The 17,078-nt window shown below is 70.5% G+C and carries 17 protein-coding genes; 9 read left to right on the forward strand and 8 right to left on the reverse strand.

Features of this window, described 5'->3' with window-relative positions; all coding sequences use genetic code 11:
• The first annotated feature begins 45 nt into the window (after positions 1-45).
• From PV646_RS17915 to vanX, 3 genes are read left to right on the forward strand one after another with little or no spacing between them, the layout of a single operon-like run.
• Positions 46-1,005, forward strand: coding sequence for a D-isomer specific 2-hydroxyacid dehydrogenase family protein (locus tag PV646_RS17915; protein WP_500343244.1), 960 nt, complete (start codon positions 46-48; stop codon positions 1,003-1,005).
• Positions 1,002-2,000 carry a D-alanine--D-alanine ligase family protein gene (locus tag PV646_RS17920; protein ID WP_500343246.1) on the forward strand — a complete coding sequence of 333 codons (999 nt, stop codon included), beginning with the start codon at positions 1,002-1,004 and terminating at the stop codon, positions 1,998-2,000. The genes PV646_RS17915 and PV646_RS17920 overlap by 4 nt, the downstream gene beginning before the upstream one ends.
• Positions 1,997-2,596 (forward strand): D-Ala-D-Ala dipeptidase VanX, encoded by a 600-nt coding sequence (gene vanX, locus PV646_RS17925; protein WP_500343248.1) that lies wholly within the window; start codon positions 1,997-1,999, stop codon positions 2,594-2,596. Before PV646_RS17920 ends, vanX begins: the two co-directional genes overlap by 4 nt.
• 4 nt (positions 2,597-2,600) lie before the next feature.
• On the opposite strand, the gene PV646_RS17930 is transcribed toward vanX, so the two are convergent.
• From PV646_RS17930 to PV646_RS17955, 6 genes are all read right to left on the reverse strand, one after another.
• Positions 2,601-3,212, reverse strand: coding sequence for a hypothetical protein (locus PV646_RS17930; protein ID WP_500343249.1), 612 nt, complete (start codon positions 3,210-3,212; stop codon positions 2,601-2,603).
• Between the two features lie 212 nt (positions 3,213-3,424).
• Positions 3,425-4,387 carry a polyphosphate kinase 2 gene (ppk2, locus tag PV646_RS17935; RefSeq protein WP_500343250.1) on the reverse strand — a complete coding sequence of 321 codons (963 nt, stop codon included), beginning with the start codon at positions 4,385-4,387 and terminating at the stop codon, positions 3,425-3,427.
• A 31-nt stretch (positions 4,388-4,418) separates the two neighbouring features.
• Positions 4,419-5,141: a polyprenol monophosphomannose synthase gene (locus tag PV646_RS17940; RefSeq protein WP_500343252.1), complete on the reverse strand. Its 723-nt coding sequence runs from the start codon at positions 5,139-5,141 to the stop codon at positions 4,419-4,421.
• A 2-nt stretch (positions 5,142-5,143) separates the two neighbouring features.
• Entirely contained in the window at positions 5,144-5,890 is a 747-nt protein-coding gene (gene uppS, locus PV646_RS17945) for a polyprenyl diphosphate synthase (RefSeq protein WP_500345027.1), read from the reverse strand.
• Positions 5,891-5,957: 67 nt separating this feature from the next.
• Positions 5,958-6,770 (reverse strand): hypothetical protein, encoded by an 813-nt coding sequence (locus tag PV646_RS17950; protein WP_500343254.1) that lies wholly within the window; start codon positions 6,768-6,770, stop codon positions 5,958-5,960.
• A 24-nt stretch (positions 6,771-6,794) separates the two neighbouring features.
• Complete coding sequence (locus PV646_RS17955; protein WP_500343257.1) at positions 6,795-8,618, reverse strand: sigma-70 family RNA polymerase sigma factor; 1,824 nt, start codon at positions 8,616-8,618, stop codon at positions 6,795-6,797.
• A gap of 246 nt (positions 8,619-8,864) precedes the next feature.
• Between PV646_RS17955 and PV646_RS17960 the strand changes: the two genes are divergently transcribed.
• From PV646_RS17960 to PV646_RS17970, 3 genes are all read left to right on the forward strand, one after another.
• On the forward strand, positions 8,865-9,752 hold the full coding sequence (locus tag PV646_RS17960) for a thermonuclease family protein (RefSeq protein ID WP_500343259.1): 888 nt from the start codon (positions 8,865-8,867) through the stop codon (positions 9,750-9,752).
• The gene (locus PV646_RS17965; RefSeq protein WP_500343262.1) at positions 9,742-10,284 is read left to right on the forward strand and encodes a hypothetical protein; all 543 of its coding nucleotides are present in this window, start codon (positions 9,742-9,744) and stop codon (positions 10,282-10,284) included. The genes PV646_RS17960 and PV646_RS17965 overlap by 11 nt, the downstream gene beginning before the upstream one ends.
• Before the next feature lie 77 nt (positions 10,285-10,361).
• A complete protein-coding gene (locus PV646_RS17970) occupies positions 10,362-13,145 on the forward strand; it encodes an AfsR/SARP family transcriptional regulator (RefSeq protein WP_500343264.1) in 2,784 nt (927 codons plus the stop codon).
• Here the strand turns inward: PV646_RS17970 and PV646_RS17975 are convergent.
• Positions 13,123-13,551, reverse strand: coding sequence for a Calx-beta domain-containing protein (locus tag PV646_RS17975; protein ID WP_500343265.1), 429 nt, complete (start codon positions 13,549-13,551; stop codon positions 13,123-13,125). The two genes, PV646_RS17970 and PV646_RS17975, sit on opposite strands and share 23 nt — an antisense overlap.
• 61 nt (positions 13,552-13,612) lie before the next feature.
• Positions 13,613-14,554, reverse strand: a complete 942-nt coding sequence (locus PV646_RS17980) for a hypothetical protein (protein WP_500343267.1) — start codon at positions 14,552-14,554, stop codon at positions 13,613-13,615.
• A 133-nt stretch (positions 14,555-14,687) separates the two neighbouring features.
• Here PV646_RS17980 and PV646_RS17985 point away from each other — a divergent pair, with 133 nt between their 5' ends.
• Genes PV646_RS17985 through PV646_RS17995 form a run of 3 tightly spaced genes read left to right on the forward strand, consistent with a single transcriptional unit; the run spans position 14,688 to position 17,075 of the window.
• Positions 14,688-16,019 (forward strand): TrkH family potassium uptake protein, encoded by a 1,332-nt coding sequence (locus PV646_RS17985; protein WP_500343268.1) that lies wholly within the window; start codon positions 14,688-14,690, stop codon positions 16,017-16,019.
• Positions 16,009-16,671: a potassium channel family protein gene (locus tag PV646_RS17990; protein WP_500343269.1), complete on the forward strand. Its 663-nt coding sequence runs from the start codon at positions 16,009-16,011 to the stop codon at positions 16,669-16,671. Before PV646_RS17985 ends, PV646_RS17990 begins: the two co-directional genes overlap by 11 nt.
• On the forward strand, positions 16,668-17,075 hold the full coding sequence (locus PV646_RS17995) for a YkvA family protein (protein WP_500343271.1): 408 nt from the start codon (positions 16,668-16,670) through the stop codon (positions 17,073-17,075). Before PV646_RS17990 ends, PV646_RS17995 begins: the two co-directional genes overlap by 4 nt.
• Positions 17,076-17,078: the final 3 nt, after the last annotated feature.

Genomic DNA, 17,078 nt, shown 5'->3' on the forward strand with positions numbered 1-17,078 from the left:
AACCGGATACCCGCTCGCAACGCCGTGCCTCGTTGACTGTGGTGCATGGCAACGGGCATCACGATCTACGGGTGCGAACAGGACGAGGCCGTCCTGTTCCGGGAAATGGCGCCCCGCTGCGGCGTGACGCCGATCATCACTTCCTCGGCGGTGTCCGAGGGCAACGCCGGACTGGCGCGCGGAAACCGGTGCGTCAGCGTCGGCCACAAAACCCGCGTCACCGAATCCGCTTTGCTGGCTTTGAGTCGTGCGGGCGTCCGGTACGTCTCGACTCGTAGCGCAGGCTTCGACCACATCGACGTGGAGCACGCCGAGAGCCTGGGCATCACCGTCGGGAACGTCGCCTACTCACCCGACAGCGTCGCCGACTTCGCGGTGATGTCGATGCTGATGGTGGTGCGGGACGTGAAGTCCGTTCTGAGAAGAGCTGACCTGCGCGACTACCGGTTGAGCGCGACGCGCGGCCGGGAGTTGCGCGACCTGACGATCGGCGTGATCGGCACCGGCCGCATCGGCGTGGCGGTGCTGGACCGGTTGCGCGGCTTCGGTTGTGTCGTGCTGGCGCACGACAGCACGCTACGCGATTCGGCCGACCACGTGCCGTTGGACGAACTGCTGCGGACGAGCGACATCGTCACGCTGCACGTGCCGTTGAACCCGGGAACACACCACCTTCTCGACCGAGACCGAATCGCTTTGATGAAACACGGCGCGGTCGTCGTCAACACCGGACGTGGTCCGCTCGTCGACACCAATGCCCTGGTCGAGGCATTGGACAGCGGCAAGCTCGGCGGAGCCGCGTTGGACGTCCTCGAAGGTGAGGAAGGAATCTTCTACACCGACTGCCGGACAAGGGAAGTGGACAGCGATCTGCTCCGGTTGCAGCGAATGCCGAACGTGCTGATCACGCCGCACACGGCCTATTACACGGACCACGCCCTGAGCGACACCGTGCAGAACAGTCTCATCAACTGCCTGAGCTTCGAAAACGGGGGAGAACAATGAGCAGGACGAAAATCGGGATCATCTTCGGCGGGTCGTTCGAGGAACACCCCGTCTCGGTGAAGTCCGCGCGGGAGGTGGCGGGGAGCCTCGACGCGGAGAAGTACGAGCCGTTCTGGATCAAGATCACGCGCGGCGGCGACTGGAGGCTGTGCGCGGGACCGGGCGCGGAGGACGGCCGCCCGGTCGTGCTCTCGCCCGACGGGCTGCTGGTCCTGGGCGACGGCAAGGTCGAGACGATCGGCCTGGACGTGATCTTCCCGGTGCTGCACGGCCGGCACGGGGAGGACGGCGCGGTGCAGGGCCTGCTGGAACTGTCCGGCATTCCCTACGTCGGCTGCGACGTGCAGAGTTCCGCGCTGTGCATGGACAAGTCGCTCACGTACGTCGTCGCCCGGAGCGCCGGGGTCGCGACACCGGACTTCTGGACGGACGTGCCGGACTCGGTGACCTACCCGGTCTTCGTCAAGCCGGCGCGGTCGGGCTCGTCGTTCGGCGTCACCAAGGTGTCCACTGAGGACGAACTGCGCGTGGCGCTGGAGGTCGCCCGGCAGTACGACTCGAAGGTCGTGATCGAGGCGGCCGTGGCGGGCAGCGAGATCGGGTGCTCGATCCTCGGTGACGGCGAGGAGCTGATCGTCGGCGAACTGGACCGCGTCGCGCTGACTCACGGGTTCTTCCGGATCCACCAGGAGAGCACGCCGGAGTCGGGTTCGGAGAACTCGACGTTCGTGGTGCCGGCGGACATCCCGGCGGCGGCACGCGCGCTCGTCCGGGAAACGGCGAAGGTCGTCTACCGCGCGCTGGGCTGCACGAGCCTCGCTCGGGTGGACATGTTCCTGACGCCGGAGGGGACAGTGGTCCTCAACGAGGTCAACACCATGCCCGGCCTCACCTCCTACAGCCGCTTCCCGAGGATGATGGCGGCGGCGGGTCTGTCGCTCGGCGACGTGATCGACCGGCTGGTGTCCCTGGCGCTGACGGGAAAGCTCCGGTGAACGACGACTTCGTCTTCGTGGACGTGCCCGGCATTCGCTGGGACGCCAAGTACGCCACGTGGGACAACTTCACCGGCAAGCCCGTCGACGGCTACCTGGTCAACCGCGTCGTGGGCACCCGCGCGCTGGTCGCCGCCCTGCGGATGGCCCACGAGAAGGCCGAGTCGCTCGGTTTCGGCCTGCTCCTGTGGGACGGCTACCGGCCGCAACGCGCCGTCGAGTGCTTCCTGCGTTGGGCCGCACAACCCGAGGACGGCCACACCAAGGCACGGCACCACCCACGCATCACGAGGGCGGAGATGTTCGAACAGGGTTACGTGGCAACGAGATCGGGCCACAGCCGCGGCAGCACCGTCGACCTCACGCTCTACCGCCTGGACACCGGCGAGCTCGCGCCGATGGGCGGCGGCCACGACCTGATGGACCCGATCTCGCACCACGGTGCCGCGGTCGGCGAGGCCGAGACGGCGAACCGGCAGCACCTCTGCTCGATCATGGAGGCGTGCGGGTTCCGGCGCTATGACAGCGAATGGTGGCACTACACGTTGAACGACGAGCCTTACCCGGACACCTACTTCGACTTCCCGGTCGGCTGAACGGTCAGAGGAGACTGGAGACCACGGCACCGTGCTCGTCCAGCACCCGAATGCTCGGCACGTCTCGCGCGTCCACCGAGAGGACGATGCGCGGCCGGCCCTTCGAGTCGTTGAGCGCGAGCACCGCGCCGTCTCCCGTGGACCAGACGAGCTCGACCCTGGTCGGCATCGGCGGCGTCTGCCCGGCGGGCAGACTCGGGTCCGGCATCTGCTTGAAGAACAACGCCGCCGCACCGTGCTCGCCCTGCCACTTCGTGCCGAGCGTGAGCGCCTGCGCGTTGACGTAGTCGAGCGAGAGACTGGCCTCCGACGCACCGGCGACGAGGCCGCCGCGCTCGGACCCGTTCTCGTCGTTGAAGATGAGGTAGGTGCCGTGTTCGGGGCCCTGGCGCTGCTCGGCCGGGATCACCTGGCTGCCGATGAGCACGGGTGGGCGCCGGGTGTCGGCCAGCACCCGTTGCCTGCCCCGCTTGTCGCGCACGGTGAACGAGTCGCGGACCTCCTTGCCGCGGGACTCGGCGTTGGCGGCGACGGCCGCAGGGGTCGCGACGACCGCGGTGGTGGCGGCGACGGCGGCGGCACGCAGGGCGGTGCGCCGGGGCAGTGGTGAGGTCATGCGGGAAGTCAACCGGGGGAGGCGCCGATGATCACTGGGGTGGGCCGGAGTGGTCGTGGTGAGGCTGGCCCCCGCGTCACCACGGGACCGGTTCGCCGCGAGCACCATGGTGCGGGCACGATGGTGCGGGCACGATGGTGCGGGCACGATGGAGCGGGCACGATGGTGCGGGCACGATGGTGCGGGCACGACGGTGCGGGCGAGACCCCGTGTCACGGGTGTAATCCCGGGCCGGGTTCCGTGCTGGGCGCGATCGGCGTCGGGCTCAGCGCGGTGTCGTCCTCACCCTCCTCCAGCAGCGTCGCCGCAGGCCCGACGATCCGCACGTCCGGGGTGCCGATGACGTCCGCGTCCTTGTCGTCGTAGTCGAAGCGGGCCAGAACGCTGCGCATGGCCTCGATGCGGGCGCGCTTCTTGTCGTTGCTCTTGACCACGGTCCACGGCGCGATGTCGGTGTCGGTGGACCGCAGCATCGCCACCTTGGCCTCGGTGTAGTCGTCCCAGCGGTCCAGCGACTTGATGTCGTTGGGGCTGAGCTTCCACTGGCGCACCGGGTCGATCTGACGGATGACGAACCGGGTGCGCTGCTCGTTGCGGGACACGGAGAACCACAGCTTCACGAGCAGCACGCCGTCCTCGACGAGCATCTGCTCGAACAGCGGCGCCTGCCGCATGAACAGGTCGTACTCGGCCTTGGTGCAGTAGTCCATGACGTGCTCGACGACGGCGCGGTTGTACCAGGAGCGGTCGAACAGCACGATCTCTCCCGCGGTGGGGAGTTCACGGACGTAGCGCTGGAAGTACCACTCGCCCCGTTCGCGCTCGCTCGGCTTGTCGAGGGCGACCGTGCGCGCGCCGCGCGGGTCGAGGTGCTCGGTGAACCGCTTGATCGTGCCGCCCTTGCCGGCCGCGTCCCTGCCCTCGAAGAGGATGACGAGGCGTTGCCCGGTGTCGGCCACCCAGTGCTGGAGCTTGAGCAGCTCGATCTGCATCAGGCGCTTGAGGTGGTCGTACTCGGGGCGGGACATCCGTTCGGTGAACGGGTAGTTGTCCTGCCAGGTGAGCACCTCGCGACCGTGCGCGTCGAGGAGGATCGGTTCGTCGGCGTCGGGGAACTCGGCGGTGTAGCCCTCGGCGAGCAGCTCTGCGGGATCGACAGTCACGAATTCGTACATACCCGACGTCCGGGGAGGAAAAACCGTTCTGTCAGCTCCTTCTGAACAGGAGTTTCCACGGCATGATCGCGGACTCCACCTGCACCGCCAGGCTCATCTTCGACGCGCCCTCGGCCCGTTCCTCGAACCGGATCGGGACCTCGGCGATGCGCATCCCGCGCCGGACCACGCGGTGGTTCATCTCGACCTGGAACGCGTACCCGTTGCTGCGCAGCGACGCGACGTCGATCTGCCGGAGGGTCTCGGCGCGCCAGGCCTTGAACCCGGCGGTGGCGTCCTTGACGCGCAGGCGGAGGATGGCGTTGACGTAGAAGTTCGCCCAGGCGGAGAGCGCTTTGCGGTGCCACTTCCACTCGTCGGCCACCGAGCCGCCCGGCACGTAGCGGGAGCCGAGGACGACGGCGGCGTCGGTGGTGCGCAGCACGTCGAGCATGGCGGGAAGGGCGCCGGCCGGGTGGGAGAGGTCGGCGTCCATCTGCACGACCACGTCGGCGCCGTCGTCGAGGGCCTTGAGGATGCCCGCCACGTAGGCGCGGCCGAGGCCGTTCTTCTCGGTGCGGTGCAGCACGGTGAGCGGGATCGGGCCGTCGAGCGCCAGTTCGTCGGCGAGGGCGCCGGTGCCGTCGGGGGAGCCGTCGTCGACGACCAGGACGTGCAGGTTCGGCACGTCGAGTGCGGCGAGCAGGCCCGCCAGCACGGGCAGGTTCTCGCGCTCGTCGTAGGTCGGCACGACCACGGTGACCTTCGGGTCCATCGTCATCCTCGTGAGTCGGAGTAGGAGCGCAGGGCGCGCAGGAAGTCCAGCCGGCGGAAGCCGGGCCAGTGGACGTCGCAGAAGTGCAGTTCCGCGAAAGCCGCCTGCCACAACAGGAAACCGGACAGGCGCACCTCGCCGCTGGTGCGGATCACCAGGTCGGGGTCGGGCTGCCCGGCGGTGTAGAGGTGCCGCGCGATGTCGTCCGGGGTGATGTTCTCCGTCAGCTCTTCGAGGCTCGGTCCGGACTCCAGCAGCGACCGCACGGCGTCCACCAGTTCGAAGCGGCCGTCATAACCCACGGCGATGGTGAGGTGGAACTCGCGGTCGCGGGTCTCCTCCTCGGCCAGTTTCAGCGCGTGCCGGGTGGTGTCGGGGAGCAGGTCCACCCGGCCGGCGACGTGCGTCTGCCAGCGTGCGGAGCCGACGGCCCGGGGGAGGACGATCCGCTCGACGACCTCCTCCATCAGGAACCGCATCTCGGCGTCGGCGCGCTTGTGCAGGTTGTCCGCGGACGCGAGGTACACCGTCAGGTGGCGGATGCCGAGGTCCTCGCACCAGTCCATGACGTTCTTCAGGTGTTCGCCGCCGCGTTGGTGGCCCTCGCTGACGTTCGCGAGGCCGGCCTGCCTGGCCCAGCGCCGGTTGCCGTCCATGATCACCGCGAGGTGCCGGGGCAGCACGGCGCTCTCCAGCCGCTTGCGGAGGCGGCGCGCGTAGAGGTCCTCCAGCGCGGCACGCATGATCATCACGAAATTCACGCTAACACCGGCGCGGACCCCGAGAGGGCGGACGAGGGGTCGTCCGCCCGAACCTTCACAACTCCTCCACACCCCGCGGCATCGGGTTCGCCCGCGTCCAGTCGTCGACGTGGAACGGCGAACCGCCACCGGCACGGGAGGCGTGCGCGACCATCGAGGCGGGCAGCTCCCCGTCGGTCATGTCGAGCCGGTCGCGGTAGTCCGCCACGAACGCGGCGGCGACCTGCCCGGAGGTCAGCGCGGGTTCGTAGTCGGCCAGGCCCGCGATGGAACTCTCCCGCAGGACGTACCCGAGCGCCTTCGAGACGTCCGTGATCACGGCCCGCACCCGGTCCGAGACGGCGACCTGGACGACCGTGCTGAACAACGAACCGGTGGAGGTGACGCGTTGCGCGGAGCCGATGACCTTCGTGTCGCCCCCGACGTTGACGCTGAACTCGCCAGGGCAGTACTCGCCCTCCACCTCACCGACGCGGGCGTCGATGGCACCGAGTCCGCGCAGCACCCAGGCGTGGCTCTCCGCGTTCGCCGCGAACGTCGCGCTGCCCGCGTGCCGGATGTCCGTGGTGCTGTCGAGGTGGTCGATCACGACGGCACCGCCGTCGTAGGCCACCATCCGCCCGCCCGGCGACCTGACCACCGGCTCGAACCCCGCCGCGCGGGCGAGGGCGGTGGCCTCGGTGATGCCGGGCGAGCGGAGGTCCCGGCCGCTGAACGCGACGGTGGGACCGTCCGGCACGTAGACGTGGACGAGCTGGGACCAGACCGCGCCGGGTGTGCGCAGCAGCAGTGCCGGGATCACCAGGTCGGTGACCGCGTGCCCGGTGGTCCCGGTGACCAGCAGGCGGGGGTTCGTCGCAGTTGACACGCCGTGATTCTCAGCCACGGCCGCTCAGCCCGCGGCGCGGTACGCCTCACCGGCCTCGTTCGGGGTGCCACCGGCCTTGTAGAGGCCGGTGCCGGGCTTGTCCTCGTCGGGCAGCGCGAACCAGGCGTAGCGCTCGACGTAGGGGAGGCCCTCCATCATCGCGCTGGAGCCGCGGGCGAACGCCGCGAGCTGAGCCTGGGTCGGGAACCGCGCCGAGCCGCCCGAGAAGTCGATCAGCGCGTACTCGGTCAGCCAGATCGGCTTGCCGTACCGGGCGTGCACCGCGGCGAGGTAGTTCCTGAGGTGGCCGACGGCCGCGTCGCTGAAGTCCGAGCCGTACCAGTGCACCGCGATGAAGTCGACGCGCAGGCCCCGCTGGGCGGCACCGGTCATGAACCGGTCGAGCCAGCCGCCCGGCTTGTCCCCGCTGTGCGCGACGGCGGGGCTGCCGAGCCGCAGCCCGGTCGCCTGGAGCTTCGGCCACAGGTCGAGCGCCTGTTCCGGAGTCATGTTCGCCTGGTCGGGGAAGTCCGGCTCGTTGAACCCGAGCAGCACCTTGCCGTTCGCCTTGGCCTTCGCGAGGGTCGCGTCGTCGGTGAACTTCGTGCCCCAGATCATCGGCACGAACTCGACGTTCGGCGGCGTCGGGATGCCGTCGGGCTGCGCGGCCCAGTTGTAGTACCAGCCCGCGCGGACGTCGGTGAGCGCCTTGCCGACACCGGTGAAGTTCCAGGTGCTGACGCCCTTCTTCACCGACGCCGTCACGGGCACCGCGGGCGGTGGCACGGGCTTGGCCGGTGCCGTGGTCGTCGACGGCGGCACTGACGACGACGTGGCCGGCGAGGTGGTGGGAGGCGCGGTCGTCGTGGTGGTCTGGCTGGTGGCCACGGGGAGCGCGCGGGCGACCGGCTCCTCACCCGAGGGCAGCACGGCGATCACGACGCCTGCGGCCACGACGGCTGCCGCCGCCGCGAGGGGCTTCACGAACGCGCCCTTCACCAGCAGGCTGAGCTTGCCGCCGCTGACGGGAGCGGACGTGACCTGGGTGATGGCCACCTGAGACCCGGTGAGCGTCGCCGGGTCGAAGCCGAGCGCGGCCGGCAGCGGCACCAGGGGCAGCCGGGCGAGCAGCCCCTCGACGGACGCGAGGTCGTGCCCGCAGCGCTCGCACTGGACGCAGTCACGGCTGTGCCGGGCGATCCGCTTGCGCCACAACGGACTGGGCACGCCGTCCCATTCCGCGACCACGTAAGCGAGTTCCGGGCAACGCGTCGTGCGCTCCAGCGTCCGCACCACGATGCGTGCGGCGTCGAGTTGGGCCTTCACGCGTTGCACGCGCACGGCGGTGTGCTGCGGGGTCAGCTCCAGCGCGTTGGCGACCTCCGCGCGGGTCAGTCGTCCCGCCGCCTCCAGCCACCACAGCGAGAGGAGCTCGCGTTCGTCCTCGCTGAGCCACCGGGTGGCCGCGACGACCTCGCGGCGTTGCCCGGACAGCTGCAGGCGCATGATCGTGAGGTCGACGAAGTCCGCGCCGGGATCGGCCACGTCCTCCGGCACCGGGCCGGTGACCGGGACGCGCTGGTGGTCGCGGTGCCGCAGCCGGATCTGGTTCATCGCGATGACGACGAGCCACGACCGGAACCCGGCGGGGTCGCGCAGTCCCGGCAGGCCGTGCACCGCCCGCAACATGGTCTCCTGGACAACGTCGTCGGTGTCCGGGTGGCCGCCGAGCGCGTGCCCGACGATGTTGTAGACGAGGGGCAGGTACCCGCTCACCAGGTCGTCCAACGCGCGCTGGTCGCCGTCGCGTGCGGCCACCACCGTCGCGACGCCGGGTTCCTCGGTCATCGCCATGCCCACCTCACTCGCCAGTTCAGGGTCGTCTGACCAGGAGATGTCCCGGGCGTACGGCGATAACGGAAAATATCGGCCGGGTTGCACCCTACGACGTGCCGGGGTGTGTGCCGACGCGATCACAACCGGACCCCTGTGAAGAGCCGCACGGAATCGAATTGAACCCCGATCGTCCCTTGACGACGGCCGGACCTGCGACAACACTGCCCCGGACAACGTCGGCCCAAGCCAGGAGCGCCCTTGCCCCACGCCTCCGAGCCCGCGACGAGTCCGGGGTTCGTTCGCCGCCTCTGGTGGCGCAGCGACCAGCGGGCGCGGCTCGCGATCGCGTGCGCCGGTGTCCTCGGGGTGCTGGCGGTGACGGGCGCGGCGGGCTTCAGCGGCGCCGCACCGCCCGGCCAGCGCAGCGGTCCGGCGGCGGCTGCGGCCGTGCACCGGGGCGACTCGTTCGAGGTGACCGTCCGCACGGTGTCCGACGTGGATTCGTTCGAGGGTGTGGAACCCGACACCGGACGCGCCTTCGGCGCCCGCGTGTACGGCGTGAACCGGGCGGCCTGCTGGCAGTCGCAGTCCCTGGCGGCCGCGGAGAACCTCCTGCGGGGCAAGAAGGTGCGGCTCACGGTGAAGTCCGAGTCCGAGGGCGATGCCGAGTCCGGCCGCCTGCTGGTCGACGTGCAACTGCCGGACGGCTCCGACTACGCCAGGACGATCGTCGCCGAAGGCTCGACGTCCGCCGATCTGGCCGCGCGCGGGGACCTCGTGCCGGAGGAGATGGCCGCACGCCAGCAGCGCCGCGGACTGTGGTCGACCGGGTGCGAGAGGTACGAGGTCGACCCGGTGGTGACGACGTCCAGCGTGCCGCCGACCTCGTCCACCACCACACCGGTCCCCACGACCACGACCACGAACGCTCTGCCGCCGCCTCCTCCGGTCCGGCCGACGAAAAAACCCGCGCCGGAACCGCCGCCCACGGAGACCACCGAGCCCGACGACGACGCCGAGTGGCTCTCCCGGTTCGTGGGCAAGCGGTGCGTCGTCGAAGGGGCGACGAGGACGTCGCCGAAGGGCACCGAGGTCGTCTGCGCCCGCGATGCCAGGGGACAGCTGAGGTGGCAGCGTGCCGACTGAGGAGCACGTCGACCTGTTCGCCGAGGTGGAAGCGGCGTCCACCGCGGCGGACGACGGCGTTTCCCCTGCAACGGCACCCTCCACGGTGGACGGCGGAGTCCCGCGCGGCCTCACCCCGGACGGGCGGGTGCGCACGACCGGGTGGGTGCAGGCCGGCGACCACCCCGTGAGCTCGGCGCTCCTCGCGGCACTGGCTGGCCTGCTGTGGGCGCTGGTCGCCGCGGCAGCGCTGGTGAGCGAGCGCCCGGTCGCGGCGGGTGTCCTGACGTTGACCGTCCCGGTGGTGTGCGGGGTGTCGTGGTGGCTCTTCACCACCCGGTTGCGGCCCGCCTCCACGGCCCGCAACCTCGGCACCAGTCGCGCGGACGAGTTGGAGCCCGGTGACCTCGTCCGGCTGCACGGGTCGATCGGGCCGATCGGCCAGGTGACCGAGGTGGTGGTCCAGGACGACGCCGAGGTCGTGTTCCACGGCGGAGAGCGGCGGACCTGGGCTCGCGAGCACGTGGTCCACCTCGCGGAACTGCTGAGCTGAGTCGCTCGGCGAACTGCCGGTTCTGTCCCACGTTCAGCGCTGCCACCAGGGCAAAACGCGCACTAACGTGACGTCACGTGCGGTTGACAGCTGGTGAGGTCAAGATCCTCGGGCCCGTCGAGGTGTGCGGCCCGCACGGCCGCGCGGTGCTGACCGGGGCCCGGCAGCGCAGCATCGTCGCCGTGCTCGCCCTGCGCGCTGGCACGCCGGTTCCCGTCGACCGCCTCGTGGACGTGCTGTGGGGCGAGGATCCGCCGCGCACGGCCGTGCGGTCGTTGCACAGCCACGTCGCGCGGGTGCGGCAGGCGCTCGCCGACTGCGGCCTGCCGGGCGCGCTCATGACCAAGCCCGGCGGTTACCAGCTCGACGCGTCCGTCGACGCGGCGACGTTCGAACGGACCAGGGACCTCGGGCTGTGGCGAGGTGAGCCGCTGGAGGACGTCGAGCTGTTCGGCTGGGGCCGGGCGGAGATCGACCGGTTGCGGGAACAGCGGATCGCCGCGCTGGAGACGTACTGGGGTGAGCGGCTCGACCGGCCGAACGCGGTCGAGGAGCTGGAACGGCTGGTGGTCGGCCACCCGACGCGGGAACGGCTCGTCGGCCTGCTGATGCGGGCGCTGCACCTCGGTGGACGGCAGTCCGACGCGCTCGAGGTGTTCCGAAGACTCAGACACCGGCTCGCCGACGAGCTCGGCGCCGACCCCGGCCCGGACGTCACCGCCCTGCACACCGCGATCCTGCGTCGTGATCCCTCGCTGCACAGCGCGAGACCCGCCCAGCTGCCGGCCCGCGCGGGCCACTTCACGGGTCGCGCCGCCGAGTTCGCCTCCCTCGCGGGACTTCCCCCGATCGTCGTCGTCTCCGGTGTAGCCGGGGTAGGCAAGACCACGTTCGCCGTCGAGTGGGCCCGCCGTGTCGCCGACCGCTTCCCGGACGGCCAGGTGTTCCTCGACCTGCAACGGCTCACCCCGGCCCAGGCCTTGACCGAGATGCTGCACAGCCTCGGCGTGCCCGCGGACCGGGTGCCCGCCGACCCGGCCGCGACGTACCGGTCCCTGTTGCACGGCAAGCGGGTCCTGATCCTGCTCGACGACGTCCGCCGCGCGCGGGACGTGCTGCCGCTCGTGCCGGGCGACCAGGGGAACCTGCTGCTGATCACGAGCCGGGACACGCTTTCCGCGCTCGGCACCCGTCACGCCGTGCACACGGTGAGCCTCGGCCTGCTCAGCGATCCCGAGGCGCACGACCTGTTCGCCGACATCCTCGGTGAGGGAAGGGTGCGGGCCGAGTCCGGCGCGACCGCGGAGCTGGTGGTCCACTGTGGACGGCTGCCGCTCGCGTTGCGCATCGCGGCCGCCCGGCTCGCGATCCGGCCCGGCAGGCCGATCGCCGACCTGGTGCGGGAACTGACCCGCAACGACCCGCTGGACGTGCTGTCGGTCGACGGGGACGACCGCACCGTCCGCACGGTGTTCGCCAGCGCACACCGCACGCTGAGCCCGCAGGCCGCGCGGCTGTTCCGGATCCTCGGTGAACACCCCGGCGCCAGCTTCCCCGCCGACCTCGCCGACGCGATGGGGCCGGGCCTCGACGAGCTCGTCGCCTCCCATCTCGTCAGCGAGATGGGCAACGGCCGGTACGCGCTGCACGACCTGATCCGGTTGTTCGCCCGGCAGAGCGGCGACATCGGTGACGGGGTGGAGCGCCTGCTCGACCGGTACCTCACGATCGCGCACGCGGCGGGCGAGGTCCTCAACCCGCGCCACGACCTCGTGACGCGGCCGCGGTGCGACGACCTGCCGTTCACCGCGGACCGCGTCGAGGTGCTCGCCTGCCTCGACGCCGAACGCGACAACATGCTGCACGTGATCCGGCTGGCCGCCCGCTCCGGCCTGCACCGCGAGACGTGGCAGCTGGTCTACCTGCTGACGAGCTACTTCGAGGCGCGCGGCAACTGGGCGGCACGGGTCGAGCAGTGCGAGCACGCGGTGACGGCCGCCCGTGCGCTCGGCGACCAGCGAGCCGAGGCGGAGATGTTGCGAGGGCAGGGAATCGCGCTGCAGATGACGTCACGCATCGCCGAAGCCATGGTGGTGCAACGACAAGCGCTCGCTCTCGTGCGCGAGGCGGGGGATCTGCGCGGGGAAGCCCGGCTGCACAACAACATCGCGAACGCGCACTCCGAACTGCGCGAGTTCGACCGTGCCCTGGACTCGTACCGCGCGGCGATGGACGTGCACGGCGCCGCGGGAGACGAGGTGGGAGTGGCGCTCGCCCGGCGCAACCTCGGCTACACCTACGTCCGGATGGGCCGGCCCGAACTGGCGACCGAGCCGTTGTTCGCGGCTCTGGAGACGTTCCGCGCCGAGGAGAACCTCCGGCTGGAGGCGGCGACGCTGATGTCGCTGGGCGGCGCGTACCACCGGCTCGCCGACCTCGAACCGGCGTTGCGCTGCTTCGGCGACGCGCTGCGGATCAGCCGCGAGGTCACCGACGACCGCTTCGAGGCCGACGCGCTGACCGGCCTCGGCGTCACCCAGCTCGCACTCGGAGATCCTGCCGTGGCAAGGGAATGCCTGAACGCCGCACTCGTGATCTGCCGGGCTCTCGGCGACGGCCACCGCGAGGCGTCGACCCTGCGCGACCTGGCGGAGGCCGAGCTGGCGCTCGGGGACCTCGCCGCCGCCCGGGACCACCTGACGGCCGCGCTGGAGGCGAGGACCCAGGCACCGGACGAGTTCGAGCGGGCCAGGGTCCACCGCACGGTCGCCGACCTGGAGGGCCGGACCGGGCGGTGGACCGAGGCTGCCCGGCACCTGGCTCAGGCCGTCACGCTGTTCACCTCTTGCCGGCGATCGTGAACACGGCGACGCGCTTGCCGATCTGGCCCGGCTTCACCGACGTGATCTCCAGCGTGAACGTCTTCTTCTCCGGTGTCACCCGCAGCACCTTGTACGGCACGAGCGCCTGGGTCTCGCCCGCCTTGATCGTCACCGTTCCGCGCGGCGCGGCCTGGTAGTCCTGGCCCTGCTTCGCCGTGCCGTCGACGAACCTGTAGGCGACCTCGACGTCCTGCTGTGCCGCCGCGCTCTGCTGCGGCTTCCCGTCGCGCAGCTTCAACACGGCCGTGTAGGAGTCCGCCGACTCGTGCACCGGCCCGTCGATCGCGTCCACGACGACCGGGCAGTCCGCCGGCTCGCAGTCCGCTGCTCCGTGCGCGGGCACGATCCCGAGCAGAAGCAGCAACAACACCATGATGGTTCTCATTGACAACCCTTTCGGTGGGTCCGTCTCCGAGTAACGGAGACGGACCCACCGGGGTTGATACTCAGTCCTTCTCGTTGATCAGGTATTGCGCTCCGCCGAGATCCGTGCCCTGCGCGTCGGTCTGGCGCACGTGCAGCTCGGCCGGGCCCGCCTCCTTGTCGGTCGCGAACGTCAGCGCGGTCTCGACGCGCTCGTCACCCTTGAGGACCAGGTTGTCGAACCGGGCCTTGGTGTCGGCGAGCTGGAACTGCGTCTCGCCCACCTGCTTCACGCCGGTCGCCCTGCCGCCCGCGGCCTTCCACCGCGCCGTGAGCTCCTGGCCGAGGTCGATCGTGATCGCGCCGGCGAACGGCCGCGTCTGCTCGAGGACCAGGTTCTGCCGTGCGTCGGTCCGCTCGGGGTTGCCGATCGTGTACGGCACGCGGACGGGTTCGAACGGCCGCACCCGCACCGAGTCGACGTTGCGCCAGGCGATGTTGTTGTTCCGCTGCGCGTTCTGCTGCGTGTTGCTGCCCTCGGCGAACGTCATCGGGTCGGCGTTGGACACCCACCGCGCGAGCAGGCAGAAGTGCGCCGGGCCGGGCACGTTCCAGCCGGGCCAGGTGATCATCACCGTCGTGCCGCCGACCGGCACGGTCGAGCCCGCGGTGCCGATGTAGGTCCAGCCGGCCGGCCAGGCCGTGCCGCCACCGAGGTTGCTGCGGTAGAGGTGCAGGCTGCCGTCGACGTTGCCGATGGCGCCCGCCTTGCGTCTCAGGGTGACGAAGACGTAGTTGTTGACCCCCACCACGGGGTTCTGGGACACCGCGCAGTACGCCGGCGTCGAGCACACCCTGATGTCCGGGCTGTAGTAGATGCTGCCGGTGCTCGGCTCGTTCCCGACGTCGCCGACGTTGTCGCGGACGAACACGTCGCGTTGGAACGGCGTCGCGCTCACGGTGGGCGCGATCAGCGTCGCGACCGCCAGCAAGCCTGCCAGCACCGTTGCCAGTTTGGCTTTCACCATGTCCTCCATCGGTTGAGGTCTGCCGAGGGAAGAAGTACCGGCGCGCTGTTGTGGCGACGTTGTCGTGCGGTTGTCGGGCGCCGGACGGGCGTGACAGGCCCGTCCCACCCCGACGATCTAGGCTGTCGCGGTGATCACCGGGTGGCGGCACCCCGCCCGCCTCGTCGTACTCGCCTTCCTGGCGGCCACCGCGGCCGGCACAGGGCTGCTCATGCTGCCGATCTCCGCCGAGTCGGGCCGGGCCACGGGCTTCATGCCCGCGCTGTTCACCGCGGCCTCCGGCATCAGCGGCACCGGGCTCGCCGTGGTCGACACCGGGTCGCACTGGTCGGTGTTCGGCGAGGTGCTGCTGCTGGTGCTGTGGCAGGTCGGCGGCTTCGGCATCATGACGCTCGCGTCCGTGCTGGCGTTGCTGATCCAGCACCGGCTCGGCCTGCACCTGCAGCTCACCGTGAAGACCGAGACCAACACGCTGAACCTGGGGCACGTCCGCGGGGTCGTGGCGGGTGTGATCAGGATCAGCCTGGTCGTCGAGGTGATCGGCGCGGTGGCGCTGGGGCTGCGGTTCTGGCTCGGGTACGGCGAGTCGTTCGGGCAGGCGCTCTACTCGGGGGTGTTCCACTCGATCTCGTCGTTCAACAGCGTCGGCCTGTCGCTGCACCCGGACAGCCTCATGCGGTACGCGACCGACCCGTGGGTGTGCCTGCCGATCGTGCTGGTCTCGGTGACGGGCGGGCTGGGGTTCCCGGTGCTGTTCGAGATCCTGCGCCGCAGTCGCAACCGCAAGCGGTGGTCGCTGCACACCAAGATCACCGTGCCGGTGTACCTCGGACTGATGGGGTTCGGGATGCTGTCCGTGCTCGTCTTCGAGTGGGCCCGCGCGGGCACGCTCGGGCCGTACGGGGTCGGCGAGAAGCTCCTCATCGGACTGTTCCACGGCGTCATGCCGGGCAGCGCCGGGTTCAACACCATCGACGTCGCCCAGCTGCAGCCCGCCACGATGCTCGTCGGCGACGTGCTGATGTTCGTCGGCGGCGGCAGCGCCGGGACCACCGGCGGCATCAAGGTCACGACGTTCGCGCTGCTCGCGTTCGTGCTGCTGGCGGAGGTCCGCGCCGAGCCGACCGTGCACGTGATGGGCCGCCGGATCAGCAACGAGGTGCAGCGCCAGGCCGTCACGGTCGCGCTGCTGGGTGTCGGCGTCGTGATGGCCGCGACGTTGGTCCTGCTGGCCACCAGCTCGTTCCGGCTCGACGACGTGCTGTACGAGACCACGGCCGCGTTCGGCGGCGTCGGCATGTCCACCGGCATCACCGACGACCTGTCCGTCACCGGCCAGCTCGTCATCATCGTGCTCATGTTCATCGGCAGGGTCGGGCCGATCACCCTGGTCTCCGCCCTGACACTGCGCGAACGCCGCCGGCGCTACGAACTACCCGAGGAGCGACCCATTGTCGGATAAGCAGGAATCCCGCGTCGTCGTGCTGGGCCTGGGCCGCTTCGGCAGTTCGCTCGCGCTCGAACTGGTCGCGCAGGGCACCGAGGTCATGGCGATCGACTCGGACCCGAAGCTCGTGCAGCGCTACGCCGACGACCTCACCCACGCCGTCGTCGCCGACACCACCGACGCCGAGGTCATGCGCCAGCTGGGCGTCGACGAGTTTCAGCGCGCGGTCGTCGGCATCGGCACCGACCTCGAGGCCAGCATCCTCACCACCGCCGTGCTGGCCGACTTCGGCATCCCCAACATCTGGGCCAAGGCGATCAGCCGCGAACACGGCCGCATCCTCGAACGCATCGGGGCCCACCACGTCGTGCTGCCCGAACACGAGATGGGCGAACGCGTCGCACACGTCGTCACCGGCCGCGTGCTCGACTACATCGAGTTCGAGGACGACTACGCGATGATCAAGGCCCGGCCGCCCCAGGAGGCGATCGGCAAACCGCTCGGCGCGAGCAAGCTGCGGGCGAAGTACGGCGTCACCGTCGTCGGGGTGAAGCGGCCGGGGGAGGGCTTCACCTACGCCACCGCCGAGACCGTGATCAACGGCGGCGACCTGCTGATCGTCGCGGGCAAGGTCACCGACGTGGAACGGCTCGCGGACCAGGCGTGACCGGCTCGTCCTGGTGGGACCTGCTGATCGGCGTCGCGGCGGCCCTGCTGCTGACCTGGGTGGTGTTGCTGGTCGCGCTGGTGGTCGTCCGGCCGCGCGGGAACCTGCTGCGCGAGGCGTTGCGCCTGCTGCCCGACGTGCTGCGCCTCGTGCGCCGGCTCGCCGCCGACAGGTCGCTGCCGCGCGGGGTCCGGGTCCGGTTGTGGCTGCTCATGGTCTACCTCGCCGTGCCGATCGACCTGATCCCCGACTTCATCCCGGTGCTCGGGTACGCCGACGACGCCATCATCGTCACGGCGGTGTTGCGCGGCGTCGTCCGCAGGGCGGGGATCGACGCGGTGCGCGCGCACTGGCCCGGCACGGACGACGGCTTCGCGGCCGTCGTCCGCCTCACCGGTCTGTGACGG

The organism is Streptomyces sp. ID05-26A (assembly GCF_033794685.1).
Classification (GTDB): domain Bacteria; phylum Actinomycetota; class Actinomycetes; order Mycobacteriales; family Pseudonocardiaceae; genus Lentzea.